12 protein-coding genes are annotated in these 26,642 nt (G+C 65.5%); 1 reads left to right on the forward strand and 11 read right to left on the reverse strand.

Features of this window, described 5'->3' with window-relative positions:
• Positions 1-349: 349 nt before the first annotated feature.
• The 11 genes from KSS93_RS25060 to hmpA form a co-directional block, all read right to left on the reverse strand.
• Positions 350-13,561, reverse strand: coding sequence for an autotransporter-associated beta strand repeat-containing protein (locus tag KSS93_RS25060; protein WP_217886433.1), 13,212 nt, complete (start codon positions 13,559-13,561; stop codon positions 350-352).
• Positions 13,562-13,898: 337 nt separating this feature from the next.
• Positions 13,899-14,282, reverse strand: a complete 384-nt coding sequence (locus KSS93_RS25065) for a YkgJ family cysteine cluster protein (protein WP_217840260.1) — start codon at positions 14,280-14,282, stop codon at positions 13,899-13,901.
• A 203-nt stretch (positions 14,283-14,485) separates the two neighbouring features.
• Positions 14,486-15,694: an alanine transaminase gene (alaC, locus tag KSS93_RS25070; protein ID WP_217886434.1), complete on the reverse strand. Its 1,209-nt coding sequence runs from the start codon at positions 15,692-15,694 to the stop codon at positions 14,486-14,488.
• Positions 15,695-15,858: 164 nt separating this feature from the next.
• Positions 15,859-16,986 carry a hypothetical protein gene (locus KSS93_RS25075; RefSeq protein WP_217886435.1) on the reverse strand — a complete coding sequence of 376 codons (1,128 nt, stop codon included), beginning with the start codon at positions 16,984-16,986 and terminating at the stop codon, positions 15,859-15,861.
• A gap of 324 nt (positions 16,987-17,310) precedes the next feature.
• On the reverse strand, positions 17,311-18,198 hold the full coding sequence (gene cyoE / locus KSS93_RS25080) for a heme o synthase (RefSeq protein ID WP_217840263.1): 888 nt from the start codon (positions 18,196-18,198) through the stop codon (positions 17,311-17,313).
• An 11-nt stretch (positions 18,199-18,209) separates the two neighbouring features.
• Positions 18,210-18,542, reverse strand: coding sequence for a cytochrome o ubiquinol oxidase subunit IV (cyoD, locus tag KSS93_RS25085; protein ID WP_217840264.1), 333 nt, complete (start codon positions 18,540-18,542; stop codon positions 18,210-18,212).
• On the reverse strand, positions 18,542-19,165 hold the full coding sequence (gene cyoC, locus KSS93_RS25090; protein ID WP_217886436.1) for a cytochrome o ubiquinol oxidase subunit III: 624 nt from the start codon (positions 19,163-19,165) through the stop codon (positions 18,542-18,544). Before cyoC ends, cyoD begins: the two co-directional genes overlap by 1 nt.
• 3 nt (positions 19,166-19,168) lie before the next feature.
• A complete protein-coding gene (cyoB, locus tag KSS93_RS25095) occupies positions 19,169-21,187 on the reverse strand; it encodes a cytochrome o ubiquinol oxidase subunit I (protein ID WP_217886437.1) in 2,019 nt (672 codons plus the stop codon).
• Positions 21,188-21,190: 3 nt separating this feature from the next.
• A complete protein-coding gene (gene cyoA / locus KSS93_RS25100; RefSeq protein WP_217886438.1) occupies positions 21,191-22,135 on the reverse strand; it encodes a ubiquinol oxidase subunit II in 945 nt (314 codons plus the stop codon).
• Positions 22,136-22,695: 560 nt separating this feature from the next.
• Entirely contained in the window at positions 22,696-23,202 is a 507-nt protein-coding gene (locus KSS93_RS25105; RefSeq protein WP_217886439.1) for a disulfide bond formation protein B, read from the reverse strand.
• A gap of 543 nt (positions 23,203-23,745) precedes the next feature.
• Positions 23,746-24,921, reverse strand: a complete 1,176-nt coding sequence (gene hmpA, locus KSS93_RS25110; protein ID WP_217886440.1) for an NO-inducible flavohemoprotein — start codon at positions 24,919-24,921, stop codon at positions 23,746-23,748.
• Positions 24,922-25,075: 154 nt separating this feature from the next.
• On the opposite strand from hmpA, the gene norR reads away from it, so the two are divergent.
• Positions 25,076-26,626 carry a nitric oxide reductase transcriptional regulator NorR gene (gene norR, locus KSS93_RS25115; RefSeq protein WP_217886441.1) on the forward strand — a complete coding sequence of 517 codons (1,551 nt, stop codon included), beginning with the start codon at positions 25,076-25,078 and terminating at the stop codon, positions 26,624-26,626.
• Positions 26,627-26,642: the final 16 nt, after the last annotated feature.

The raw sequence follows: 26,642 nt of genomic DNA on the forward strand, positions 1-26,642 counted from the left end.
GCTGTCCGCCTTGGTGCACGCCTTGAGTCATGTGGAGCGGCGGCAACGCACACGCTGAAATCGCGTCGAACCAACAAAGCGGACCAGGTGATGGCACAGGACAGACTGGCCCGAAACAAACTGTGGGAGCGGGTTTACCCGCGAAGCGCCGCGCGGGCGGCGCTCGATCTGATAGGCGCTGAAAACCTTTCGACGGACACCTGTATGCCCTGATGCAATCTACCGAAGGACACCTAGAGGCCCCAACTCAATCCACTACCAATCACCACCCAAAAACTTGCAGGGCAACCCCGCTCCCACAAAGCCAGACCCCGTAGGAGCGGGCTTGCCCCGCAATGGGCTACAGCCCTCAGAACCCCATACTGAAACTCACCACCACCCCATGGTCCTTCGCCTCGCTGGACAACTGCCCGGAATACCCGATCCCCAGCTTGCCACTCTCACCGACCGACATGTCCAGCCCGGCCTCGACCACCGCCGCATCCTTGGCAATCGGCACACCCGAGGTGGCAAAGCCACCGCCGCCTTCGCTGAAGCGCAGGTCGGCGCTGGGCTGGTCATCGCCAAAGGCATGCCGCCAGCCCACCGACAAGCGCGGGGTGATGCTGTTGCCCTTGCTCAGCTCGATGCGCTTGCCTACCCGCACACCCAGGGTCGAATAGGTCACATCCTGCTCGACACTGCCAGACAACCGCCCTGCCCCGCCCTTCTCGTGGGCGGTGTCGCTGTCGTAGTTGACATAGGCCAACCCGGCGAACGGCTCGAGCGCCACGCCGTTGCCGGCGTCGATGGCATAGCCCAGCTCGCCGAACACCTGGGCGGTGCGAGCCTTGTACTTGGCTTTCACCCGGTCGTTGTAGGCGCCCACCGCAACATCACGCTTGGTCTCGATATCGTGCCAGGTGTAACCGGCCCCCAGGCGCGCCGAGAAGGCGTCGAGCTGGTAGTTGAGGTAGGTCAGCAGGTGGTAACTGTCGACCGTGGCATCCGAGCCGCGACGGTGCGCATCGATGCTCGAATTGGTGTAACCGGCGGCAACGCCGACCTTCCACTGATCGTCCAGCGCCTTGTCCACGCCCAGCAGGAAGCCTTGCAACTGACGGTCGACACTGGCGGCGCCACTGCTGGCGTCGTAGCGGCCCCAACCACCGATGGCGCGCATCCAGCCCACCGCCTGGCCCTGGCAACCTTCGCTGGTGAGCTGCTGGTTGGCAGTCGGTGCCAGGGTGCGGCGCGGGTCGTCCTGCTGGGTGCAGTCGGCCTGGCGCATGCGGTCGTTGGCGGCCTCGCGCAGGTAGCGCGAGTCCTCGATCAGCGTGGTGGCGGTGCTGGCGTGAATCTCGCCCGACAAGCTGTCGAATGCTGCCTGGGCCTGGGTCACGTTCAGCGGCAGCAGGTTGTTGGTGATTTGCGTTGGTGCACCCGGGCCGCTCAGGGCACCGGCCACACCGGCCTGGTTGGCGCTGCCGGCTGCGCGGCCGAAGCCTGTGCCGTTGCGGCTCACCGACAGGGTCACCTCGTTGGCGCCGTAGTCCAGCGAGCTGGTGAGGAACGCCGAATTGCTCAGGTTGGTGCTGGCGAAGGTGCCGTTGACCCCGCCGGTGGCGCTGACCACGGTGTACTGCCCGCTGCCGGTGAAGCCGGCCAGGTTGACCACCTGCAGGCTGCCACCCAGGTTGGCGGTACCGCCGACGTTCAGGTAGCTCACCGGGCTTGCGGCCAGGTCGATGGCCAGGGTGCCGCTGGCGGCGTTGGTGAAGTTGCCGGTGACGGCCAGGTTGCCACCGGCGCCCGGCATCACCGTGCCCTGGTTGGTCAGGCTGGCGACGCTGCCGGTGCCGGTCAGCGCGGCGCCGTTGGCCACGGTCACCGCGGCGGCCAGGCTGGCGCCGGGGTTGGCGACGTTGCCCACTTCGAGCACGCCCTGGTTGATGTTGAAGGCACCGCTGAAGGCCTGGTTGCCGGTCAGCAGCAAGGTGCCGGTGCCCTGTTTGGTGGTGGTGCCGGTGCCGGTCAGGCTGCCGTTGAAGGTGCCGTTGGCCGCCTGCACGAACACCAGGCTGGCGTTGTTGGCGATATTGCCCTGCAGGCTGGTGGTGTCACCGGCCAGGGTGCCGCCGCTGACGGTGGTGCCGCCGGTGTAGGTGTTGGCGCCGGACAGAATCAGCGTGCCGGAATCGAGCTTCTCGATGCCGCCACTGCCGACGATCGGCGCGCTGACCAGCGCCGTGGCGCCGGCATCCACCCGCACTGCGGCCAGGGTGCCGCCGGTGCCGTTGGTGGCGGTCAGGCTGCCATTGTTGCCAGCCACCAGCTGGTAGCCGCTGCTGAGGAACTGCATGCCGGTAAAGGCCTGGTTGCCCTCGACGGTAACGGTGCCGGCCTGGCCACCGAACACCGCGAACTGCCCGCCCCAGGTCTCGCTGTTGTTGCCGGTGGAGTCGGTCCAGTTGCTGCCGCCACTCGTGCCCCAGGTGCCGTTGCCACCGCTGATGGTGCCGTCGGCGGTGGTCTTGCTGCCGTTCCAGAACTGCAGCGAGCCAGGCGCGCCTTGTACCACCAGGTTGACCTGGTTGGCGATGGCGGTCTGCAGGCTCAGGTCGCCCAGCGCCACGCTGCCGGGGATGGCGCCGAACACCAGACCGTTGTCGGTCAGGCTGCCGCCATAGTTGAACAGGCTGTACACGCCCGGGCCGAAGCCGCCGACATCGGTGATGTTGAGGGTGCCGTCCAGGGTCAGGTTGCCGGCCACGTTGACCACCGTGGTGGCGGCGTCCGGTGCGCCGAGGGAGAAGTCCAGGGCGCTGCCGGAGGCCAGGCTCAGGCTGCCCACCGACAGCGGCGTGGCGCTTTGCCCGGCGGCCAGGGTGGCGCCGTTCTGGATCTGCACGGCGCCGGCCAGGGTGCCGGTGCCGCCCAGGGTGGCGCCGGTGCCCACTTGCACGCTGGTGCTGTCGAGGCGGCCGTTGACCAGCAGGGTGCCGGAGCTGACGGTGGTGGCACCGGTCAGGGTGTTGTTGCCGGCCAGCAGCAGCTCGCCGGTACCGGTCTTGCTCAGGGTGCCGGTGCCGGTGAGGTTGCCGGTGTAGCTGCCGTTGCTGTTCTGCTCGAAGGTCAGCGCCGCGTTGTTGATGATGGCGCCCTGCAGGCTGCTGCTGTCGCCGACCACACTACCGGCGTTGATCAGGGTGCCGCCGGTGTAGCTGTTGCTGCCGCTCAGGGTCAGCTCGGCGTTGCCGCTCTTGATCAGGCCGCCGCTGCCGCTGATGTTGCCGGCCAGCGCCAGGGCGTTGCTGCCGCCAATGCCCACGGCGCCGTTGAGCACGGCGTTGTTGGCCAGGCTGACTGCGGTGTTGCTGTCCAGGGTGGTGCCGGCGGCGGCGGTCAGGGTGCCGCTACCCAGGGCGCTGTCGTTGCCCACCACCAGGGTGCCGCCGTTGAGGGTGGTGCCGCCGCTGTAGCCGTTGGCGGCGTTCAGCACCAAGGTGCCGGTGTCGAACTTGACCAGGCTGCCGGTGCCGTTGATGGCGACGTTGAGGGTGGCGGTGGCGTTAGGGTCGACCCGCAGGTTGGTGGTGCCGCTGGTCAACAGCTCGCCACCGGTACCGGCGTCGAGCACATAGCCATCGGTGACGAACTGCATGCCGCTGATGCTGTGGCTGCCGTCCACGGTGACGGTGCCGGCCAGGCCCTGGAACACCGCAAAGGTGTCGTTCCAGGGGGTATTGAGCACGCCGTCGGCATCGGTCCAGTTGCTGTTGGTGGCGTCCCACACCCCGCTGCCGCCGTCGACCGAGCCGTTCGGCACGCTTTGGCTGCCGTCCCAGAACAGCACGTTATTGGCCCCGCCGACCACCAGGTTGACCTGGTTGGCGACGCTGGTCTGCACGGTCAGGTCGCTGGCCGGCACCGGGGTGCTGCCAATGGCCATGCCGTTGTTGACCAGCGAGCCGCCGTAGTTGAACAGGCGATACACCCCGGCGCCGAAACCGCCGACGTCGGTGATGTTGAGGGTGCCGCCCAGGGTCAGGTTGTTGGCCACGCTGACCAGCGGCGTGCTGCCCAGCGGCGCGCCGAGGGCGGCGTTGAAGCTGGAGGCGTTGCCCAGGGTCAGGTTGCCGACGCTGAGGGTGTTGCCGCTGCTGGCAGCCAAGGTGCCGCCGTTGGCCACCACCACACTGCCGCTGAGGCTACCGGTGCCGCCCAGGGTGCTGCCGCTGGCGACATTGACCGTGCTGCTGGCCAGGCTGCCGTTCACCAGCAAGCTGCCGCCCTGCACGTTGGTGGTGCCGGTGTGGCTGTTGGCGCCGCTCAGGGTCAGGTTGCCACTGCCTTGTTTGTTGAGGGTGCCGGTGCCGCCGATGTTGCCGCCGAACAGGCCGCCCTGCACGCCCAGGCTGTTGCCGGCGGCAATCTGCACCGCGCCGTTGCCGTTGAGGGTGCCCAGGGTGGTGTTGCCGTCCAGGTTCAGGCTGGCGCCGCTGCTGACGTTCAGCGCGCTCTGGGTGCCGAGGGCGGTGGTGCCGACGGTGCTCAGGCTGCCGGCCAGCAGGTTGATGATGCCGCTGAAGGTGTTGTTGCCCGACAGGGTCAGGTCGGCCGCACCGCTTTTGCTCAGCGTGCCGGCGCCGCTGAGCACGCCGGCCAGTTCCAGGTCGTTGCTGCCCAGCACGTTGAGGGTGCCGCCGACCGTCAGTGGCGAGCCGAGGGTCACCGAGGTGTTGGTGTCCAGGTTGCCGGTGCCGGTGACGTTCAGGCCGCCGCTGCCCAGGGCCGCGTCGTTGCCCAGCACCAGGGTGCCGGCCTGCAGTACGGTACCGCCGCTGTAGGTGTTGGCGCCGTTGAGGGTCAGGCTGGCGTTGCCGCTTTTGACCAGGCTGCCGGCGCCGGCCAAGGTGCCGCCCAGGGTCAGGTCGTTGCTGCCAAGCACGTTGAATGCGCCGACCAGGTTGACGTTGTTGGCCAGGCTCACCGCCTGGCTGCTGTCCAGGCTGGTGCCGGAGGCGGCGTTCAGCGTGCCGGTGCCCAGGGCGGTGTTGCTGCCGACGACCAGGCTGCCGGCGTTGAGCAGGGTGCCGCCGCTGTAGCTGTTGTTGCCCGACAGCTGCAGGCTGGTACTGCCGGCCTTGACCAGGGCGCCGGTGCCGCTGATGTTGCCGGTCAGGCCGAGGTTGTTGCTGCCGGCCAGGTTCAGCGGGCCGGTGAGGTTGATGGCATTGCCCAGGGTCACGGCCTGGTTGCTGTCGAGGATGGTGCCGGCGGTGGTGCTCAGGGTGCCGGTGCCCAGCGCGGTGTTGCTGCCGACGATCAGGGTGCCGCCGCTGAGCAGGGTGCCACCGCTGTAGCTGTTGTTGCCGTTGAGCACCAGGGTGCCGGTGTCGAGCTTGTTCAGCGTGCCGCTGCCGGCCACGCCCACATCGAGGGTGGCGATGGCGCCCGGGTCTACCCGCACGCTGGTGTCGCCGCTACTGCCGTTGACCAGGTTGAGCACGCCGCCGGCACCTGCCAGCAGGTGGTAGCCGTTGGTCACGAACTGCAGGCCGTTGACGGTCTGGCTACCGACCAGGGTGACGTTGCCGGCAGTGCCCTGGAACACCGCGAAACTGCTGTTCCAGGTGCTGTTGGTGGTGCCGTTGAGGTCGGTCCAGTTGCTGTTGCCGGCGTTCCAGGTGCCGCTGCCGCCGTCCACCTGGCCGTTGGCAGTGGTCTGGCTGCCGTCCCAGAACAGGATGCTCTGGCCGTTGCTGCCGACCAGCAGGTTGACCTGGTTGGCCAGGCTGGTTTGCAGGCTCAGGTCGCCGACGCTGACGCCGGCCGGCAGGCTGCCGAAGTCCAGGCCGTTGTCGGTGAGCACGCCGCCGTAGTCGAAGATGCGGTACACGCCGTTGCCGAAGCCGCCGATGTTGCTGACGTTGAGGGTGCCGTCCAGGGTCAGGTTGCCGCCCACGTTGAACAGCGCGGTGCCGCCGGTAGAAGGTGCACCCAGGCCAATATCTACTATCGAGCCACTGTTCAGTACCAGCGAGCCCAGGCCCAGGGTGTTGCCGCTGCTGCCGACCAGGTGGCCGCCGCTGGCGATGCTCACCGGCCCGCCTACGTTGCCGCTACCGGTCAGGCTGGCGCCGCTGGCGACGTTCAGCCCGGCGCTGGTCAGGCTGCCGTCGACCTTGAGCGTGCCGCCGCTGACCTGGCCGGTGCCGCCCAGGGTGCTGATGCCGCTGAGAGTGAGGGCACCGGTGCCCACCTTGTTCAGGTTGCCCGAGCCGCTGAAGGCGCCAGCGAATACGCTGTCGTTGTTGTTGCTGCCGACGCTCAGGGTGGCGCCGGTGCCAATCACCGCCTGGCCGCTGCCGGTGAGGCTGGCCAGGTTGGCATCGCCGTCCATGTTCAGGGTGCCGGCGCTGCCGATATTGATGCCCGATACGCTGTCGAGCACGCCCGAGCCCAGCAGGGTAAGGGAGCCGGCCTGGATATCCACATCGCCGGTCAGGCTCTTGCCGGTAACCAGCGTGGCATCGTCCAGGCCGGTCTTGACCAGGCTGCCGCTGCCGCTGATATCGCCACTGACCACCAGTGCATTGGGGGTGTCGAGGGTCAGGGTGGTGCCGCTGGCGATATCCACCGCGTTGCCCAGCACCATGGCCGCGGCGTTGCTCAGGGTGGCATCGCCGGTGACGTTCAGGCCGCCCACGCCCAGGGCGCCGCTGCTGGTCAGGGTCAGGGTACCGGCGGCAAGGTCGGTGCCGCCCTGGTAGCCGTTGTTGCCGCCCAGGGTCAGGTTGCCGCTGCCCTGCTTGACCAGCCCGCCAGTGCCGTTAATGGTGCCGGCCAGGGTCAGGTCGTTGGCGCCATCGACGGTCAGCCCGGCGTTGAGGTTGAGGTTGTTGCCCAGGTTCACGGTGCCGGTGCTGCCCAAGGTCGAGGCCCCGGCAACGGTGACCAGGCCAGTGCCCAGGGCACCGTCGGCGCCCGCCAATACGGTACCGCCGTTGAGGGTGGTGCCGCCCTGGTAGGTGTTGCTGGCGTTCAGGGTCAGGGTGGCGCTGCCGTTCTTGACCAGGTTGCCCAGGCCGTCGATCTGCCCGTTCAAGGTCAAGTCGTCGGTGCCCGTCAGGTTGAGGGTGCCGCCCAGTTGCACGTCGTTGGCCAGGGTGGTGTCGCCCAGGGTGGCCAGGTTGGCGTTGCCGGCCACGCTCAGGTCGCCGCTGCCCAGCGCCGCGTCGTTGCCCAGGGTCAGGGTGCCGCCGTTGAGCAGGGTGCCGCCGCTGTAGCTGTTGGCACTGCCCAGGGTCAGGTTGGCGTTGCCGTTCTTGACCAGGCTGCCAGCACCGGATACCACGCCGCTCAGGCCCAGGTCGGCGCTGCCGGCCACGGTGAAGGCGCCGCCCAGGGCGAAGGCGTTGGCCAGGGTGACGGCGGTGTTGCTGTCCAGGGTGGCGTTGGCCGCCGCGCTGACCTGGCCGCTGCCCAGGGCGCTGTTGTTGCCCACCACAATGGTGCCGCCCTGCAGCAGGGTGCCGCCGCTGTAGCTGTTGGCGCCGCCCAGTACCAGGGTGCCGGTATCGAGCTTGCCGAGGGTGCCGCTGCCCGACAGCCCGACGTTGATCGTGGCGGTCGCGCCGGGGTCGACCCGCACGGAGAAGGCGCCGTCGCTGCCGTTGACCAGGTTCAGGCCGCCGCTGCCGGCCAGGGTATAGCCGCTGGTGACGAACTGCAGGCCGGTGGCGGTTTGCGTACCGACCAAGGTGACGCTGCCGGCCGCGCCCTGGAAGATCGCGAAGCTGTCGCCCCAGGCGCTGTTGAGGGTGCCGTTGACGTCGGTCCAGTTGTTGGTGGCGCCGCCCCAGGTGCCGTTGCCGCCGTCGACCGCGCCGTTGGCCACGGTGTTGCTGCCATCCCAGAACTGCACGCCGCCGGCGGCGCCGCCCACCAGCAGGTTGACCTGGCTGCCGATCGAGGTCTGCACCTCGAGATCGCCGGGCAGCACGCTGCCCGGCACGCTGCCGACCAGCAGGCCGTTGTCGGTCAGGCTGCCGGTGTAGTCGATCAGGCGGTAGATACCCACGCCAAAGCCGCCGATGTCACTGACGTTGAGGGTGCCGTCCAGGGTCAGGTTGCCGTTGACGTTGACCAGCGCGGTGCCACCGGTGGCCGGGCTGCCCAGGCCGACGTCGAAGATCGAGCCGCTGTGCAGGGTCAGGCTGCCGGTGCTCAGGGTGGCGCCGCTGTTGGCCGCCAGGTGCCCGCCATTGGCGATGTCCACCGCGCCCAGCACGCTGCCGGTACCGGTCAGGGTGCCGCCGCTGTTGACCTGCACGCCGGCGCTGGCCAGCGAGCCTGTGACGTCGAGGGTGCCGGCATTGACCGTTGCGCTACCACCGATCACGTTGATGCCCGACAGCTCCAGGCTGCCGCTGCCGTTCTTGATCAGCCCGCCACTGCCGGCCAGGGCGCCGCTGAACACGCTGTCGAGGTTGCTGCTGCCCACGCTGAGGTTGCTGCCGGCGCCCAGGTTCACCGCACCGGCGCCGCTCAGGCCACCGACGCTGGCGCTGGCGCCGAGGTTCAGCGAGGCCCCGGCACCGACGTTCAGCGACGAGGCATTGCCCAGGGCAGCGCCACCCACGGTGGTGAGGCTGCCGCCCACCAGGTCGATGGCGCCGGTGAAGCTGTTGTTGCCGCTTAAGGTCAGGTCGGCCAAGCCGTTCTTGATCAGGCCGCCGACGCCGCTGAGGTCGCCGCTGAGGGTGAGGTCGTTGCTGCCGCCCAGGGTCAGGTCGTTGCCCAGCAGGATGTCGTTGCCCAGGTTGGCGACGACGCTGTTGTCCAGGCTGGCAGCGCCGTTCACGTTCAGGGCGCCGCTGCCCAGGGCGGTGTTGCTGCCGACGATCAGCCCGCCGGCATTGAGCACGGTGCCGCCGCTGTAGCTGTTGTTGCCCTCCAGGGTCAGGGTGGTGTTGCCGTCCTTGATCAACTGCCCTGCCCCGCTGACCACGCCGCCCAGGGTCAGGCCGTTGCTGCCGGCCAGCGTCAGGTCGGCGTTCAGGTTGACGGCATTGCCCAGGGTGATGGTGTCGGTGTTGTCCAGGGTCGAAGCCGCGCCGACCGTCAGCGTACCTGTGCCGATGGCGCTGCCGTTGTGCAGCACCAGGCCGCCGCCGTTGAGTTGGGTACCGCCACTGTAGGTGTTGCTGCCGGTGAGGGTGAGGGTGGCGTTGCCGTTTTTGATCAGGCTGCCGGTGCCGTCGATCAGGCCGCCGAGGGTCAGGTCGTTGCTGCCTGCCAGGGTCAGGTCGTCGTCCAGGGTAATGGCGTTGCCGACGGTGATCGCCGCGCTGTTGCCAAGGGTGCCGGCGCCAGCCACGGTGAGCTTGCCGGTGCCCAGCGAGGCGCCGGTGCCGAGCACCAGGCCGCCGGCGTTGAGGGTGGTGCCACCTTGGTAGGTGTTGTTGCCGCTCAGGGTCAGGGTGCTGGCGCCGTTCTTGGTCAGGCCGCCGGCACCTGCGATCATACCGCTGAGGGTGAGGTCGTTGCTGCCCGGCAGGGTCAGGTTGCCGGCCAGGTTGAAGTTGTTGGCAAGGTTCAGCCCGGCAGTGTTGCTGTCCAGGCTGGTACCGGCGGCGGCGTTCAGCACGCCGCTGCCCAGCGCGGTGTTGCTGCCGACTACCAGGGTGCCGGCGTTGAGGGTGGTGGCGCCGCTTTGGCTGTTGTTGCCGTTGAGGGTCAGGGTGCTGCTGCCGTTCTTGATCAGCCCGCCAGTGCCGCTGAGCACGCCATTGAGGGCCAGTGGGTTGGCGCCGCTGACGGTCAGGTTGGCGTTCAGGTTGACTGCGTTGTTCAGGGCCAGGGCGCTGCTGTTGGCCAGCACCGAGGCGCCGCCGACGGTCAGGGCGCCGGTGCCCAGGGCAGCGGCGTTGGCCAGGGTCAGGGTGCCGGCGTTGAGGGTCAGGCCGCCGCTGTAGGTGTTGGTGCCGCTCAGGGTCAGGTTGGTGTTGCCGTTCTTGACCAGCGCGCCGGCGCCGCTGATCACACCAGCCAGGGTGGTATCGCTGGTGCCTGGCAGGGTCAGTGTGTTGCCGGCCAGGTTCACGGCATTACCCAGGGTGACGGCCGTGCTGGCATCGAGGTTGGCGTTGCCGCCAAGGGTCAGCGCACCGGTACCCAGGGCGTTGTTGTTGCCCACGGTGAGGGTGCCGGCATTGAGGGTGGTGCCGCCGCTGAAGGTGTTGTTGCCGTTGAGCGTAAGGCCCGCGCTGCCGTTTTTCACCAGTGCGCCGGTACCGCTGATCACGCCACCCAGGGTGGTGGCGCTGGTGCCCAGCAGGCTCAGGGTGTTGGCACCAAGGTTGACAGCGTTGCCCAGGTTGACCGCCGTGTTGGCGTCGAGGCTGGCATTGCCGCCCAGGGTCAGGGCACCCGTGCCAAGGGCATTGTTGTTGCCCACGGTGAGGGTGCCGGCGTTGAGTGTGGTGCCACCGCTGTAGGTGTTGTTGCCGCTCAGGGTCAGGCCGGCTGCGCCGTTTTTGACCAACGAGCCCGTGCCGGCGATGACCCCGCCCAGGCCCAGGTTGGCACTGCCGCCAATGTTGACTGCGCCTGCCAGGTTGACCGCGTTGCCCAGGGTGACGGCGGTGCTGGCATCCACGGTAGTGCCGCCGGCGGCGTTCAGCACGCCGGTACCCAGCGCGGTGTTGCTGCCGAGCACCAGGGTACCGGCGTTGAGAATGGTGTTGCCGGTGTTGGTGTTGGCACCGGTCAGGGTCAGGGTGCTGGCGCCGTTTTTCACCAACCCGCCGGTGCCGCTGATGACACCACCCATAGTCAGCGGGTTGGCGCCGCTGAGGGTAAGGTTGGCGCCGAGGTTGACGGCGTTGTTCAGGGCCATGGCGCTGCTGTTGGCCAGCACCGAGGCGCCGCCGACGGTCAACGCGCCGGTGCCCAGGGCCGCGGCGCTGGCCAGGGTCAGGGTGCCGGCGTTGAGGTTAAGGCCGCCGCTGAAGGTGTTGGCGCCGCTCAGGGTCAGGTTGGTGCTGCCGTTCTTGACCAACGCACCGGTGCCGCTGATGACGCCACTGAGGGTGGCGGCGGAGGTGCCCGGCAGGGTCAGGGTATTGGCTCCAAGGTTGACTGTGTTGCCCAGGCTGACCGCTACGCCTGCGTCCAGGCTGGCGTTGCCGCCCAGGGTCAGCGCGCCGGTGCCCAGGGCGTTGTTGTTGCCCACGGTGAGCGTGCCGGCGTTGAGGGTGGTGCCGCCGCTGTAGGTGTTGTTGCCGTTGAGCGTCAGGCCGGCAGTGCCGCTTTTCACCAGCGCGCCGGTACCGCCGATTACGCCGCCCAGGGTGATGGCGTTGCTGCCCAATATGTTCAGGGTATTGGCGCCGAGGTTGACGGCGTTGGCCAGGCTGACTGCCGTATTGGCATCGAGGCTGGCATTGCCGCCCAGGGTCAGCGCACCGCCACCCAGGGCGTTGTTGTTGCCCACGGTGAGGGTGCCGGCGTTGAGGGTGGTGCCGCCGCTGTAGGTGTTGTTGCCGTTCAGCGTCAGGCCGGCAGTGCCGCTTTTCACCAGCGCGCCGGTACCGCTGATTACTCCGCCCAGGGTGGTGGCGCTGGTGCCCAGCAGGCTCAGGGTGTTGGCCCCGAGGTTGACGGCGTTGGCCAGGCTGACGGCGGTGCTGGCGTCGAGGTTGGCATTGCCGCCCAGGGTCAGCGCGCCGGTGCCCAGGGCGTTGCTGCTGCCCACGGTGAGGGTGCCGGTGTTGAGAGTGGTGCCGCCGCTGTAGGTGTTGTTGCCGTTCAGCGCAAGGCCGGCAGTGCCGCTTTTCACCAGCGCACCGGTCCCGCTGATCACTCCGCTCAAGGTGGTGGCGTTGTTGCCCGGCAAGGTCAGGGTGTTGGCGCCCAGGGCGATGGCGTTGCCCAGGGTGACGGCGGTGCTGGCGTCCAGCGTACCGCTACCGGTCAGGGTCAGTGCCCCGGCGCCCAGCGCGGCGTTGTTGCCGACGGTCAGGGTGCCACCCGCCAGGGTAGTGCCGCCGGTGTAGGTATTGGCGCCGCTCAGGGTGAGGTTGCCGGTGCCGCTCTTGACCAGCGAACCGGTGCCGCTGACCAGGCCGCCGAGGGCCAGGGCATTGCTGCCGGGCAAGGTCAGTGCGGCGTTCAGGCTGACGGCGTTGCCCAGGGTCAGCGCGGTATTGCCCTGCAGGGTAGAAGCGCCGGTGACGTTCAGGGTACCGCTGCCCAGCGCCGTGGCGCTGCCCAGGTTGAGGCCGCCGCCGGCCAGGGTGGTGCCGCCGCTGTAGGTGTTGCTGTTGGCCAGGGTCAGCAGGCCGGTGCCGCCCTTGGTCAGCCCGCCGGTGCCGGTCAGCACGCCGGACAGCCCCATGTCGTTCACACCGGCGATGGTCAGCCCGCCGCTGCCGAGGGTCAGCGCGTTGCTCAGCGCAAGGCCGGCAATGCTGCCCTGCAGGGTGCCGCCGTTGGCGGTGATGGCGCCGCTGCCCAGGGCTGCGGCGTTGTCGAAGATCAGAATCCCGCCGTTGAGGGTGGTGGCGGTGCTGCCGGTGAGCACGCTGCCGATCAGGTTCCAGGTGCCGCTGCTGACGATCAGCCGGTTGAAGTTGATGTAGTTGGCGGCGTTGATGGTGCCGCTGCCGCCGGTCCCGCTGCCGCCGCCGACGGCGTTTTGCAGGGCCAGGGTGTTGGTGCCGCCGGCACCGCCGTCGATCACCCCTGCTGCGGCAAAGGCCAGGTTGGGGTTGCCGGTGACCAGCAGCGATATGCCGATGCCTGCCCCGGCACTGACGGTGGAGCCGGTGATGGCGTTGAAGCGGTTGGTGCTGTTGGCGCCCATCGACAGGCTGCCGGTGATGGAGCCTGCGTTGGTGAAGGTGTTGCCGGTACTGGAAGTTTGGAAGGCGGTACGGCCGACGATGCTTCCGGTGTTGGTGAAGTTCACCGTGCCGCCGCCGGTCACCGATACCACCGGGGTGTCTTCGCTGAGCAGGGTCAGCCCGAGCAGCGCCGAGGAGCCGATGGTGCCGGCGTTGCTGATGGTGGTGGTACCGCCGGCGGCGTTGCGCACATCCAGCGCCATGCCGTCGAGGTTGAGCAGGTTGGCACTCAGCACCCCGCCGGTGCCCTTGAGCGAGCCACCGGCGTTGTTGGTGATGTTGATGGTGCCGGCGGTCGCGGTGTTACCCACCACGGTGCCAGTGGTCAGCGCGCTGAGCAGCCCGAGGATCGAAGGGTCGACGGTGCCGGAGTTGGTCAGGGTGATATTGCTGCCGGTCAGCGACAACGCCGCGCCGCCCAGCAGCGGAGCGCCCATGGTGGTGCCACTTTGAACGTTGACCGTCAGGCCGCTGGTGCCGTTGCTGTAGTTGTTGGGCGCAAGCACCGTACCGGTACCGCTGCAGGTGACGCTCGAGCCTGCCACCGTGCAGGCGGCCAGCGCCTCTTCGCTCGACAGAGCGAAAGCAAGGGTACCCATGGCCAGGCTGACAGCCAGCGACAGGTGAGAGAGACGAGCGGGTAAACGGGCGGCAACGCTTCTGTCCACGGAGAGCTCCTTCGTGGATCAGGCGGTTCAGTCCCTGAATGCGTGTGCAGCGGTGCGGCAGCAGATGAACAAATACACGCGTCGGCGAAACATCCTGACCCTGGCTACAAGTTTTCCTTTGAAGGAATGTGTAGCCGTTCAGGGGTGCCGGGCACGCCGCGCGGGGCGGTCAAATGGTGTTAATACTTTGTCGTGGCGCCACGTGTTTCGCGGGTTACAGGGCAAAACACATTGGATCCAACCGACAAACGGCAGTGGTCACTTGCCAATACGTGAACCGCTTAAACGTTCCAGTGTTTTCTAGCGGATCAACCTCTTGCACAGGCTCGCCAGCGGCTCAGGCCACCTCGGCACCGTCATCCGGCCAGTGCGGCTCGTTCGCCCCAGGCGGGGTCAACGGTGGCAGGCCATAGGCAGCCCGGGCGTCGTCGCAGCTGGGGTTGTGCACGCCGTGCTCCCAGGAGGCTTCGAACTCGCGGCAGGGGCTGGAGCGGTTCTCATAGATGTTGCAGGCCACCTGGGTGCCGATTTCGCCGCCCAGGCTCACGCAGCGGCAGGGCTTGGCGTCGGTGCCGATCATGGCAACGCGGGTCGGGTTGATTTGCACCACCAGGTCGTCGGGCACAAGGCCGCCGGCAGACTGGCATTCGCCCCAGAAGAAAGACACACGAAAGTAGCCGCAGCAGGCGCCGCAGGTCAGGCAAGGGTTCTGTTCGGACATGATGGCCAGGGAGGGAGGTTGTTGTTATGGGAGCGAGCGCTCGCGGCGCTATTTGTAATCCAGCCAAGAGCGGCTGAGAAGAGGGGGAATGTAAAAAAAGATGGCCGCTGATCGGTGGCCTGAGCAGGTCGATTGCAGGAGCCGGCTTGCCGGCTCCTGCAGGGGCGCGCAACGCTCGAGACAGCAGCGCGGTGGAGGGTGGGCTATTTGCCGGTCAGGCTGTCGGCGCGGAACATCTGGCGAATGCCGCGGATGGCCTGGCGGATGCGGTCCTGGTTCTCGATCAGGGCAAAGCGCACGTGGTCGTCGCCGTATTCACCAAAGCCGATGCCGGGCGACACGCAAACCTTGGCCTCGGCCAACAGCTTCTTGGCGAACTCCAGCGAGCCCAGGTGCGCATACTGCTCGGGGATCTTGGCCCAGATGTACATCGACGCCTTGGGGTTCTCGACCATCCAGCCCAGCTCGTGCAGGCCCTTGACCAGCAGGTTGCGGCGCTGGCGGTACTGCTCGGCGATGTCACGCACGCACTGCTGGTCGCCCTCGAGCGCGGCAATCGCCGCCACCTGCAGCGGGGTGAAGGTGCCGTAGTCGTGGTAGCTCTTGATGCGCGCCAGGGCGCTGACCAGCTCGGGGTTGCCGACCATGAAGCCGATGCGCCAGCCGGCCATGTTGTAGCTCTTGGACAGGGTGAAGAACTCCACCGCAATATCCTTGGCCCCCGGTACCTGCATGATCGACGGGGCCTTCCAGCCGTCGTAGACGATGTCGGCGTAGGCCAGGTCGTGCACCACCAGCACGTCGTACTGCTTGGCCAGGGCCACCACGCGCTCGAAGAAGTCCAGCTCGACGCACTGCGCGGTGGGGTTGGACGGGAAGCCCAGGATCATCATCTTCGGCTTGGGGATCGACTCGCGGATCGCCCGCTCCAGCTCGTTGAAAAAATCCACACCCGGCACCAGCGGCACCGAACGCACCTGAGCACCGGCAATTACCGCACCGTAGATGTGGATGGGGTAGCTGGGGTTGGGCACCAGCACGGTGTCGCCCTGGTCGAGGGTGGCCAGCATCAGGTGTGCCAGGCCCTCTTTCGAACCGATGGTGACGATGGCTTCGCTTTCCGGGTCGATGTCGACCTCGTAGCGTTCCTTGTACCAGTTGGAGATGGCCCGGCGCAGGCGCGGGATGCCACGGGAGGTGGAGTAGCCATGGGTGTCTTCGCGCTGGGCGACCTGCACCAGCTTGTCGACGATGTGCGGCGGGGTGGCGCCGTCGGGGTTACCCATGCTCAGGTCGATGATGTCCTCGCCACGGCGGCGGGCGGCCATCTTGAGCTCGGCGGTGATGTTGAAGACGTAAGGGGGCAGACGATCGATGCGCGCGAAGCGGCGCGGCGAACCTGGGTTGGCCATGGTTTCCTCTGAAGACGTAAGCGCCCGGAACCGTCCGAGCGACGTTGGCCGCTGCGGCGGCCGAATCAGAATATAATGCCGCCGCATCTTGCTCGTAAAGGAAAATTTCCTGTTTATTTATAACTTTTAAGATCGATAAATCGAAAAATCCATATTTTCAGGATTCATCGCAGCGCTTTGTAGGTGTGCTGGTCCCACAGCCGCAGGCTCAGGCCGTCGCTCGGCTCCATGTGCTCGCCGCGCACCAGGCTGAATGCCTTGCGCAGCGGGCCGTGATGGACCCTGCGTTCGTCGCCCTCGCCTTCGGTGACGTAGGTGTAGGAGTGCTTGCGCATGGCGGTATAGGTGGCGTCATCCTTGAGCAGCGCCTGATGCTCGCGCATAAGTTGCGCATCGCTCAACGCCAGGCGGTTGCCGAGCACCACGCCCCAGCGCGCCAGGCTTTGTTCGGCCAGGTGGCGCACGATCAGCCCGGGCGCCTTGCACGTATCACCGGCGCCCTCCCCCGTGGCCGAGGCATTGCCCACCAGCGTGGCATGGCGCCCGGGCATGGGGAAAATACTCATGCGGGTGCTGCGCGCCACCTGCGGCACTACGCAGGCGAAGCCCAGGGAGCGCTCGTCGCGGGCGAAAAAGCCTACGTACTCACGCACGTTACCGGCCAACCCGGTACGTTGATCCTGCACGTTGAGGATGCCCGGCACCGGGTCCAGTGCCAGGATGTTCACCGGCACATCGCGCAGCTGCGGGTCGCTGGCCATGGCATTGGCCAGCATGTGGCAACTGATGCCGCCGCGGCTCCAGCCCACCAGGTTGACCTGGGTGGGGATCAGCGGCTTGCGGAAGGTCTGGATGATCTGCTCCTGCAGCGCCTGGGGCACCACTTCGCGCTCACCATAGTGGTAGCGGTCGAGGAACCAGTTGCCGTTACGCCCGGCGTTGGGTATCGGCACGCCGGCGTCCTTCAGGCGCTGGTATTCCGCCTTGGTGCGGCTGCCGCGCGACCACAGGCTCTTGCCCTTGATCATCTGCAGGGCGTGGGCGACGTTCTCCTCCCAGCCATGGCCGAGCAAGGTGCCCATGGTCTGGCCATGGTCGCGGTCGTCGACGAACAGGTTGTCATCGTGCAGGTTGCCGCTGCCGGGGCCGTCGACCACGATCTTGTGGGCGAACTCGCGGCCCTGGTCGTTGAAAGCCAGGGTCGAGACCAGCTCGCCGTTCCAGTAGTCGCGGTTGCTGACATCGCCGGCGGTGGCGCCGGTGCCGCAGAAGTAGACGGTGAAAACGCTCATGGCGCGTGGCTCCTTGAGTATGGGAGCGGCAACGCTAGCGCCTGGCCCTGTAAGCGCGGCAGCAGGAAGTCTTGCTGGGAGACACTGGCTTGGGCTGCCTGTCACGGCCTCATCGTCGGCAAGCAGGCTCTCATAGAACTGCACATAACTCATTGATTTAGCGGGGACCTGTGGGAGCGGCGGGCTCGTGCCCGGTTCTCTGCGCGACAGCGCAGCCCGAAAGGGCTGTGTGGTCTCCTACAGGTACGGCGCAGGGCTGAGGGTACGGGAAATAAAAAGCCCCGGCACTGGGCCGGGGCTATTTGTGTAACGGGCTGCGCTGGATCAGCGTGCGTAGGTCATCAGCACGTCGGCGGCGGTCTGGCTGTCCACGCCCATCATCACGCTCAGGGCAGTGACGAGCAGGATGGAGAAACCGAAGACCTTGCGCGCCCACTTGCTGTCGTCCTCGGCCTTGTAGCCGCTCCAGGCCATGTACAGCCAGTACAGGCCCATGGCAGCCGCCACGGCGAGGTAACCCAGGCCTGCGTAGCCGCCGAGGGTCAGCATCAGGGTGGCGAGCACAAAGGCCAGTACGTACAGCACGATCTGCTTCTTCGCCGCCAGGACACCGCGCGCCACCGGCAACACCGGAATGTTGGCAGCGCTGTAGTCCTTGAAGCGGAAGATGGCGATGGCAAAGCTGTGCGGCATCTGCCACAGGCTGAACATCACCAGCAGGGTCACTGCTGCCAGGTCGAAGCTGTTGCTCACGGCGCAATAGCCGATCACCGGAGGCATGGCACCAGACAGGCTGCCGACCAGGGTGCCGTGCACCGATTTGCGCTTCAGCCACAGGCTGTAGAAACCGACGTAGACGATGAAACCGGCCAGGGCGCAGAACGCCGCCAGCGGGTTGGCCTGCACGTACAGCATGCTGAAGCCGACCACCCCGAGCAGGGTGGCGTAGATCAGCGCGAGGGGCAGCGGCATGCCGCCCTGCACCATGACGCGGTTCTTGGTGCGCTCCATCTTGTGGTCGATGTCACGGTCGATGCAGTTGTTGAACACGCATCCGGACGCCACCACCAGCGAAGTACCGATCACCACTGCCAGGAACAGGGCGAAGTCCACATGGCCCTTCGAGGCAAGGAAGAAGCCGCCTGCCACGGAAAGCACGTTACCGAAAATGATCCCCGGTTTGGTGATTTGGATAAAGTGCTTAACGGACATGCAGTCTTACCTCACTTGGCCATCATTTCGAAGTGGATGCTGAACATGATCCACAGCGACAGGCCGACCAGCAGAGCGATTACCAGAGCGGTGAACAGGAACGTCGACACGTTGGAACGCTGCTCTTTCGAGCGGTCCATGTGCAGGAAGTACACAAGGTGTACCACTACCTGGATCACGGCCATGGCCACAACGATCAGAACGGTCAGGTTCTTCGGCAGGCTCGGGAACATCACCAGGCCGAACGGGATCGCGGTCAGGATGATCGACAGCACAAAGCCGATCATGTAGGACTTCACGCTACCGTGATTGCCTTCGTGATGAGTGTCGTGTGCGCTAGCCATCAGATAACTCCCAGCAGGTAGACGACGGTGAATACGCAGATCCAGACCACGTCGAGGAAGTGCCAGAACAGGCTCAGGCAGCTCATGCGGGTCTTGGCGGTCGGCGTGATGCCGTGCTTGTTGATCTGGTACATCATGATTGCCATCCAGATCAGGCCGGCAGTCACGTGCAGGCCGTGGGTACCTACCAGGGCGAAGAAGCCCGACAGGAAGCCACTGCGCTGCGGGCCGAAGCCCTCGGCGATCAGGTGATGGAACTCATAGATTTCCATCGCGATGAAGCCTGCACCGAACAGGAAGGTCACAGCCAACCAGCCCAGTACGCCTGCCTTGTTGCCGGCGAACATCTTCAGCATGGCGAAGCCGAAGGTGATCGAGGACAGCAGCAGGAACGCGGTTTCAACCAGCACGAAGTCGAGCTGGAAGATGTCGTGACCCGACGGGCCGCCGGCAAAGCTGCCGGACAGCACCGCGTAGGTGGCGAAGAGCGACGCAAACAGGATGCAGTCGGTCATCAGGTACAGCCAGAAACCCAGTACGGTCATCTGGCCCGAGTCGTGGTGGTGATCGTCGTGCCCATGGTCGTGACCATGTGCATCACCGTGCATTACTTGACTGGACATTGATTACACCCGTTCAAACGATTCGACACGTGCGCCGGCAGGCAGAGCACCTGCTTGAGCCAGCGCTTTCATGCGCTCGCCTTCGATGCGCGCCACTTCTTCGGCCGGAACCATGTAGCCCTGGTCGTCACGCGCGGCGTGGCGAACGAAGACTGCGATGGTCGCTACCAGGCTTGCGCCCACCAGCCACCAGATGTGCCAGATGAAGGCGAAACCGAACACGGTCAGGAACAGACCCATGAACAGGCCAGTGGCAGTGTTGCTCGGCATGTGAATGGCTTCGTACTTGGCAGCAGGCTTGTAGGCAACACCGGCTTCCTTGGCTTCGTGCCAGGCGTCCAGGCCAACTTTCTCAGGCATGTGAGCGAAGTTGTAGAACGGAGGTGGCGACGAAGTGGACCACTCGATGGTACGGCCGCCCCATGGGTCGCCGGTCACGTCCAGGTTCTGGTTGCGGTCGCGGACCGAAACGTAGAGCTGGATCAGCTGGCAAGCGATACCGAACAGGATCAGCACGGCGCCGACAACGGCTACGTACAGGTAGGGTTCCCACAGCGGGTTGTCGGAGTGGTTCAGACGACGGGTCATGCCCATGAAGCCCAGGGCGTACAGCGGCATGAACGCAACGTAGAAGCCCGAGATCCAGAACCAGAAGGCAGCTTTGCCCCACTTCTCGTTCAGGGTGAAACCGAAGGCTTTCGGGAACCAGTAGGCGAAGCCGGCGATGTAGCCGAATACCGCACCACCGATGATCACGTTGTGGAAGTGGGCAATTACGAACAGGCTGTTGTGCAGGACGAAGTCAGCACCTGGAACGGCCAGCAGTACGCCGGTCATGCCACCGATGGAGAAGGTGATCATGAAGCCCAGGGTCCAGAGCATTGGCGCGGTGAAACGCACGCGGCCCTGGTACATGGTGAACAGCCAGTTGAACAGCTTCACACCGGTCGGGATGGAGATCAGCATCGTCGCCAGGCCGAAGAAGGTGTTGACGCTGGCGCCGGCACCCATGGTGAAGAAGTGGTGCAGCCAGACTGCAAAGCCCAGTACGGCGATTGCGCCCGATGCGTAGATCATCGAGTGGTGGCCGAACAGACGCTTGCCAGAGAAGGTCGAGGTGACTTCCGAGAACACGCCGAAGGCCGGCAGGATCAGGATGTATACCTCAGGGTGACCCCAGGCCCAGAACAGGTTGACGTACATCATCGGGTTCCCACCAAGCTCGTTGGTGAAAATGTGGAAGTCCAGATAACGGTCAACGGTCAGCAGGGCGAGTGCGGCGGTCAGGATCGGGAACGAAGCGACGATCAGCACGTTGGCCCAGGTGCAGGTCCAGGTGAAGATCGGCATGTCCATCAGCTTCATGCCAGGGGCGCGCATCTTCATCACGGTGACGAGGAAGTTCACGCCGGTAAGCGTCGTACCCAAGCCTGAGAGCTGTAGCGCCCAGATGTAGTAGTCGACACCCACGCCCGGGCTGTACTGAATGCCTGCGAGCGGCGGGTAGGCAACCCAGCCGGTCTTGGCGAATTCACCAACGCCCAGCGAGATGTTGACCAGCAGCACGCCTGCCAGCAGCAGGTAGAAGCTCAGGGAGTTCAGGAACGGGAAGGCAACGTCACGTGCACCGATCTGCAGAGGAACCGCAAGGTTCATCAGGCCGGTGAAGAACGGCATCGCCATGAAGATGATCATGATCACACCGTGGGCGGTGAAGATCTGGTCATAGTGTTCAGGCGGCAGGTAGCCTTCGGAGCCACCGGTAGCGGCAGCCAGCTGAGTACGCATCATGATGGCGTCGGCAAAGCCACGCAGCAGCATGACCATCGCGACGATGATGTACATCACGCCGATTTTCTTGTGGTCGACGGTGGTCAGCCACTCGGTCCACAAGTAGGTCCACTTGCGGAAATAGGTGATAAGGCCGACGACAGCGATACCGCCGAGCGCGATCATGGCAAGCGTCACCATGACTATCGGCTCGTGATAGGGTATCGCCTCCAGGGTTAATTTACCGAACATCTCTTACTCCTCTGCACCGGCAGCTGGTTGCGTACTCGATTCCACACCCTTGGTGGTGGCCAGATCTTTGCTGCCTGCTTCTTCGTGGACCGGCTTGCCGCGGTTCATGCCTTCGTACTTGTCGACGATCAGCTGGAACTGTTCAGGCGAAGCCTCGCTGTACAGCTCGACCGGGTTGTTTTCGCTTGGTTTGGCCAAGGCGTCGTAGGTGGCCTTGTCCAGCTTCTTCGGCGACTGCTTCACTTCGGCGACCCACTTGTCGAAGTCTTCCTGGGAAGTGGCATTTGCCTTGAATTTCATGCCGGTGAAACCAGCACCGCTGTAGTTGGCGGAGATACCGTCAAACACACCGTTCTCGTTGGCGATCAGGTGCAGTTTGGTGGTCATGCCGGCCATGGCGTAGATCTGGCCGCCCAGGCCCGGGATGAAGAACGAGTTCATCACGGCGTCCGAGGTCACACGGAAGTTGACCGGAACGTTGGCAGGGAAGTTGATCTGGTTGACCGTCGCGATGCCCTGTTCCGGGTAGATGAACAGCCACTTCCAGTCCAGTGCGACCACGTCGATCTGGAGCGGCTTGACGTCCGAATCCAGCGGACGGTACGGGTCCAGCTTGTGGGTGGAGTGGTAGGTGACGTAACCCAGGGCGATGATGATCAGGATCGGGATGATCCACACCGCGGCTTCGATCTTGGTCGAGTGCGACCAGTCGGGGGTGTAGGTGGCAGCCTTGTTGGAAGCACGGTACTTCCAGGCGAACACCACGGTCATGATGATCACGGGAATCACCACCAGCAGCATCAGGCCGGTGGCGATCAGGATCAGGTTCTTTTGCTCAATGCCGACCTGGCCCTTCGGATCGAGCAGGGTCCAGTTGCACCCACTGAGTAAAAGCATGCCTAAAAAGGGCAATATGCCAAACAGTCTGGGGTAACGCTTTTTACTCATCTCACGACCTCTAGATCAGCTTGCTTCAATGCAATTTGTGTTTTGGTAGCCAACACTTCGTCCTGCCAAGTGAGGCAATTCGCGCCCGTACTCGCTCCTGCCCGGGGTCCGACTGCAGGAACCTTGGCGTCAAGCGGGTTAGCGGTGCTTATGGTTTCGTAGGCAACAGGCCTGTACTTCAGACCAAGTCCATTTGGTGCGGGAAAACGCGGAGGGGGGTCCGCCCGGTATCGCCGTTGGGCGAAACTTGACGAAGTCAGCAAAAGGGAGCGCTGCGGCTTCCTTCAATCCTGCGACTCGCAAGCAGTGCCGAACGGAAATTGGGGGCGATTGTAGTGAGGTCGCCCACCCTTGACTATGACTTATTGAGCAACAGTCTTTTACAGAATGCGTAACAATACTGCTCAAAAATTCAACTTCGCGACAGTTTGTCGCACCCCGTTCAGTAGCCCTGTAACCCGCATCGCGCAAGGCCCGGGGCATGACCCTGGTCAATATTTCCGCGGGGTTTGTGCCTTATCCCGCGCTGCAATAGACCTGGGTCAAACAGGGACTTTGGTCTAACCGCAGCGACGGTTGCGGTAGATCCCCAGGGGCACCAGCACGGCAGTCAGGACGAAGGCCACCAGGGCCCATTGGGCCAGGGACAGGCCGAGGATCGGCGGGTAGGGGGTGGAGCAGAAGCCGTCGACCTGGAACGCCAGCGGCCACAGCTTGGCCAGGGGCAGGTCGTCGACGATCGGTTGCAGGGTGTCGATGCCGCAGCTGACCATCGGGTTGGCGAGTATATACACATGGTTGCCGGCCGCAACGATTCCGCCCACCGCGCTCAGTACCACCAGCACTTCGAAGACGGTCAGGCTGCGCCGCCCCGGCATGGCCGCGGCAAGGAAGGCGAAGATCGCGATGAACAGCAGCGCGTAACGCTGCAGGATGCACAGCGGGCATGGCGCCTCGCCGAGCACCACCTGCATGTAAAGTGCGCCGCCGATCAGCGCCAGGCAGATCACGCCCAGCAGCACCAGAAAGCGCCGCTCGCGGTTAAGGCGCGATGAGAGTTCGTTCATAGCCGATTCCTTCGAATGGAGAGTGGCAGCGCGGGCTGCCCGACGGGCGCCAAGTCTACACGCTGGAGTGGACCTGTGACTGCGTCGAGGAACGGTGAGCGCGGCTATCCATTGATGACCTAGTGTCCTGTCTCGGAAATACGTTCTCTTTTGGCGAGTGGCTTGGGTGTTCGGCCAAGGCGCCGCGACGAGTCATAGCAGGGCTATGGCGAGGAGTGGCAACGCAGGCCGGGCGCCCAAGACGCCGCCAAAAGTGAACAGCTTATTTCCGAGACAGGACACTAGGACCGGGCGGGCCGGTTTCGGTTCAACGCTGCACGTAAAAAACACGCCAGCCCAAGCGCCGGACAGGGGCAAGCCCCTCGACACTCGGGAGTGAAGGATACAGTGATTAAAGGAGGATTAAAGATGAACGCGGGTGTAACTGCGTTCATCTCTCCTTATATAGAGGAAGGGAATGCAACGCCCATCGCGGGGCAAGCCCGCTCCCACACCTGCGTGTCGCTGCGTGGGAGCGGGCTTGCCCCGCGATGGGTCAACCGATCACTCCAGCACTGCCGCCGGCCCGAAGAATTCGTAGCGGCTCTGGCCTTGCGGCACACCAATAGCCTTGAGCTGGCGCTTGATCGCCGCCATGAAGCCCTTCGGCCCCAGGAAGTAGGCATCCACGTCACGCTCGCGCGGCAGCCACTCGGCCAGCAGGTCCTGGCTCAGCAGGCCCACGGCATCGGCCTGGTTGGCCGGGTCTTCGGCGTAGCAGTAAAAGCGCTTGAGCTGCGGATGCTGCGCTGCCAGGCCATCGACCCAGTCGCGAAACGCATGCACCGCACCATCGCGCGCGCAGTGAATGAAGTGCACCGGGCGCTGGGTCTTCAGCGCGGCTTCGAGCATGGCCAGCGTCGGGGTAATGCCCACGCCGCCACTGATCAGCACCAGCGGCTTGTCGCTGGCGACCAGGGCGAAGTCCCCGGCCGGCGGGAACAGCTGCAGGGTGTCGCCCACCGTCAACTCGTCGTGCAGATAGTTGGAGACCTTGCCGCCCGCCTCACGCTTGACGCTGATGCGGTACTGCTCGCCATCGCACAATGCCGACAGCGAATAGTTACGGCGCTGCTCGGCGCCATCAATGTCCAGCTTCAGGCCGATGTACTGGCCAGGCTCGGCCTTGAGCACCGGCTTGCCGTCCACCGGGGCAAAGTAGAACGAGACGATCTCGCTGCTTTCTTGCTCGCGGCGCACCAGGCGGAACTCGCGGGCACCGCGCCAGCCGCCGACGGCTTCTTCCTTCTGCTTGTACAAGTTCTCTTCGGCGCCGATGAGGATGTCGGCCAGCTGACCGTAGGCGCCGGCCCATGCGGCGATCACCTCAGGGGTTGCGATTTCCTTGCCCAGCACTTCCTCGATGGCGCGCAGCAGGCACTTGCCGACGATCGGGTAGTGTTCGGGGAGAATCTGCAGGGCCACGTGCTTGTTGATGATCTGCCCGACCAGGCCGCCGAGCTGCTCGAGCTGGTCGATGTGCCGGGCGTACATCAGCACGCCGTTGGCCAGGGCGCGTGGCTGGTCGCCGCTTGCCTGGTGGGCCTGGTTGAACAGCGGGCGTACCTCGGGGTACTCGCTGAGCATCATCTTGTAAAAGTGGGTGGTCAGTGCCTCCCCGCCGCTTTCCAGCAGGGGCACGGTGGCTTTGATGATTGCACGTTGTTCGGCATTGAGCATTGCGACAACTCCTGAGCCTTTGGCTTCGAATGGTTGCCATGTGTATTTCAGCAATCGTGCCAACTTCAAAAGCCAATGAATTCAGGGGCTTGATCTGCCGAGTGTCAAAATGACACACGCAAGCGTATAGTCATTACGACCAATAGGAGTCCATATGACTGCAAAACCCCTGCTCACCGCCCTGCTCCCCCTGGTCAGCGACCTGTCCTGCGACCTGCCCGACCAGGAGCGCTACCGCCGCCTGCTGCAAGCCATGCGCGGCCTGCTGCCTTGCGACGCCGCCGCGCTGCTGCGCCTGGACGGCGAGTGGCTGGTGCCGCTGGCGGTGGACGGTTTGTCGGCGGACACCCTCGGCCGGCGCTTTCGGGTCAGCGAGCACCCACGCTTCCAGGTGCTGCTGGGCAACCCCGCGCCGACCCGCTTCCCCAGCGACAGCCCGTTGCCTGACCCCTACGACGGTTTGGTCAATGCCGAGCACGTCGACCTGGAGGTCCACGACTGCATGGGCTGCCCGCTGATGGTCGACGAGCAGCCCTGGGGCCTGCTGACCCTTGATGCACTCACCCCCGGGCAGTTCCAGAGCCTGGAGCTGGATGCCCTGCAAGCCTTCGCCAGCCTGGCCGCTGCCACCGTGACCGTGGCCGAGCGTATCGAACACCTGGCCCTGCGCGCCGAGGATGAGCACCAACGCGCCGAGGTGTACCGCCAGGCCAGCGGCCAGGACCGCGAGCTGATCGGCCAGAGCAAGGCGCATAAACACCTGGTGGAAGAGATCCGCCTGGTGGGCGGCAGCGACCTGACCGTGCTGATCACCGGCGAAACCGGCGTGGGCAAGGAGCTGGTGGCCCAGGCCCTGCACCGCGCCAGCCAGCGCGCCGACAAGCCGCTGATCAGCCTGAACTGCGCCGCACTGCCCGACACCTTGGTAGAGAGCGAGCTGTTCGGCCATGTGCGCGGCGCCTTCACCGGCGCCCATGGCGAGCGGCGCGGCAAATTCGAGCTGGCCAACGGCGGTACGTTGTTCCTCGACGAAGTCGGCGAGCTGCCGCTTGCGGTGCAAGCCAAGCTGCTGCGGGTGCTGCAAAGCGGGCAGTTGCAGCGCTTGGGCTCGGACCGCGAACACCAGGTGGACGTGCGCCTGATCGCCGCCACCAACCGCGACCTGGCCGAAGAGGTACGCAGCGGCAACTTTCGCGCCGACTTCTATCACCGCCTGAGCGTGTACCCCCTGCAAGTGCCGCCGCTGCGCGAGCGCGGCCGTGACGTGCTTTTGCTGGCGGGGTATTTCCTTGAGCAAAACCGTTCGCGCCTGGGCCTGGGCAGCCTGCGGCTGTCTGCCGAGGCGCAGCAGGCGCTGCTGGCCTACCAGTGGCCGGGCAACGTGCGCGAACTGGAGCACCTGATCGGGCGTTCGGCGTTGAAAGCGCTGGGCCAGCACGGGCAGCGGCCGAAGATTCTCACGCTGGAGGCAGCCGACCTGGACGTGCGCAGTGTCACGCCGGCTGCAACCGTGGCCGCCCCGCCCGTGCAAGCTAACCTGACACTGCCCGAAGGCGGGCTGCGCGAGGCCGTGGATGAGTACCAGCGCCAAGTGGTTGATGAATGCCTGAAGCGCCATGGCGACAATTGGGCAGCCGCCGCCCGGGAGCTGGGGCTGGACCGGGCCAACCTGAGCCGCCTGGCCAAGCGCTTGGGGCTGCGCTGAAAAAGCATCGCCGGCA

It is taken from the genome of Pseudomonas xanthosomatis, from assembly GCF_019139835.1.
GTDB classification, from domain to species: domain Bacteria; phylum Pseudomonadota; class Gammaproteobacteria; order Pseudomonadales; family Pseudomonadaceae; genus Aquipseudomonas; species Aquipseudomonas fakonensis.

Excerpts from the sequence above, each read along its gene's own strand:
- KSS93_RS25065 (WP_217840260.1), bottom strand. The coding sequence starts at position 14,282 with ATGTCCGAACAGAACCCTTGCCTGACCTGCGGCGCCTGCTGCGGCTAC.
- alaC (WP_217886434.1), bottom strand. The coding sequence starts at position 15,694 with ATGGCCAACCCAGGTTCGCCGCGCCGCTTCGCGCGCATCGATCGTCTG.
- KSS93_RS25075 (WP_217886435.1), bottom strand. The coding sequence starts at position 16,986 with ATGAGCGTTTTCACCGTCTACTTCTGCGGCACCGGCGCCACCGCCGGC.
- cyoE (WP_217840263.1), bottom strand. The coding sequence starts at position 18,198 with ATGTCCGTTAAGCACTTTATCCAAATCACCAAACCGGGGATCATTTTC.
- cyoD (WP_217840264.1), bottom strand. The coding sequence starts at position 18,542 with ATGGCTAGCGCACACGACACTCATCACGAAGGCAATCACGGTAGCGTG.
- cyoC (WP_217886436.1), bottom strand. The coding sequence starts at position 19,165 with ATGTCCAGTCAAGTAATGCACGGTGATGCACATGGTCACGACCATGGG.
- cyoB (WP_217886437.1), bottom strand. The coding sequence starts at position 21,187 with ATGTTCGGTAAATTAACCCTGGAGGCGATACCCTATCACGAGCCGATA.
- cyoA (WP_217886438.1), bottom strand. The coding sequence starts at position 22,135 with ATGAGTAAAAAGCGTTACCCCAGACTGTTTGGCATATTGCCCTTTTTA.
- KSS93_RS25105 (WP_217886439.1), bottom strand. The coding sequence starts at position 23,202 with ATGAACGAACTCTCATCGCGCCTTAACCGCGAGCGGCGCTTTCTGGTG.
- hmpA (WP_217886440.1), bottom strand. The coding sequence starts at position 24,921 with ATGCTCAATGCCGAACAACGTGCAATCATCAAAGCCACCGTGCCCCTG.
- norR (WP_217886441.1), top strand. The coding sequence starts at position 25,076 with ATGACTGCAAAACCCCTGCTCACCGCCCTGCTCCCCCTGGTCAGCGAC.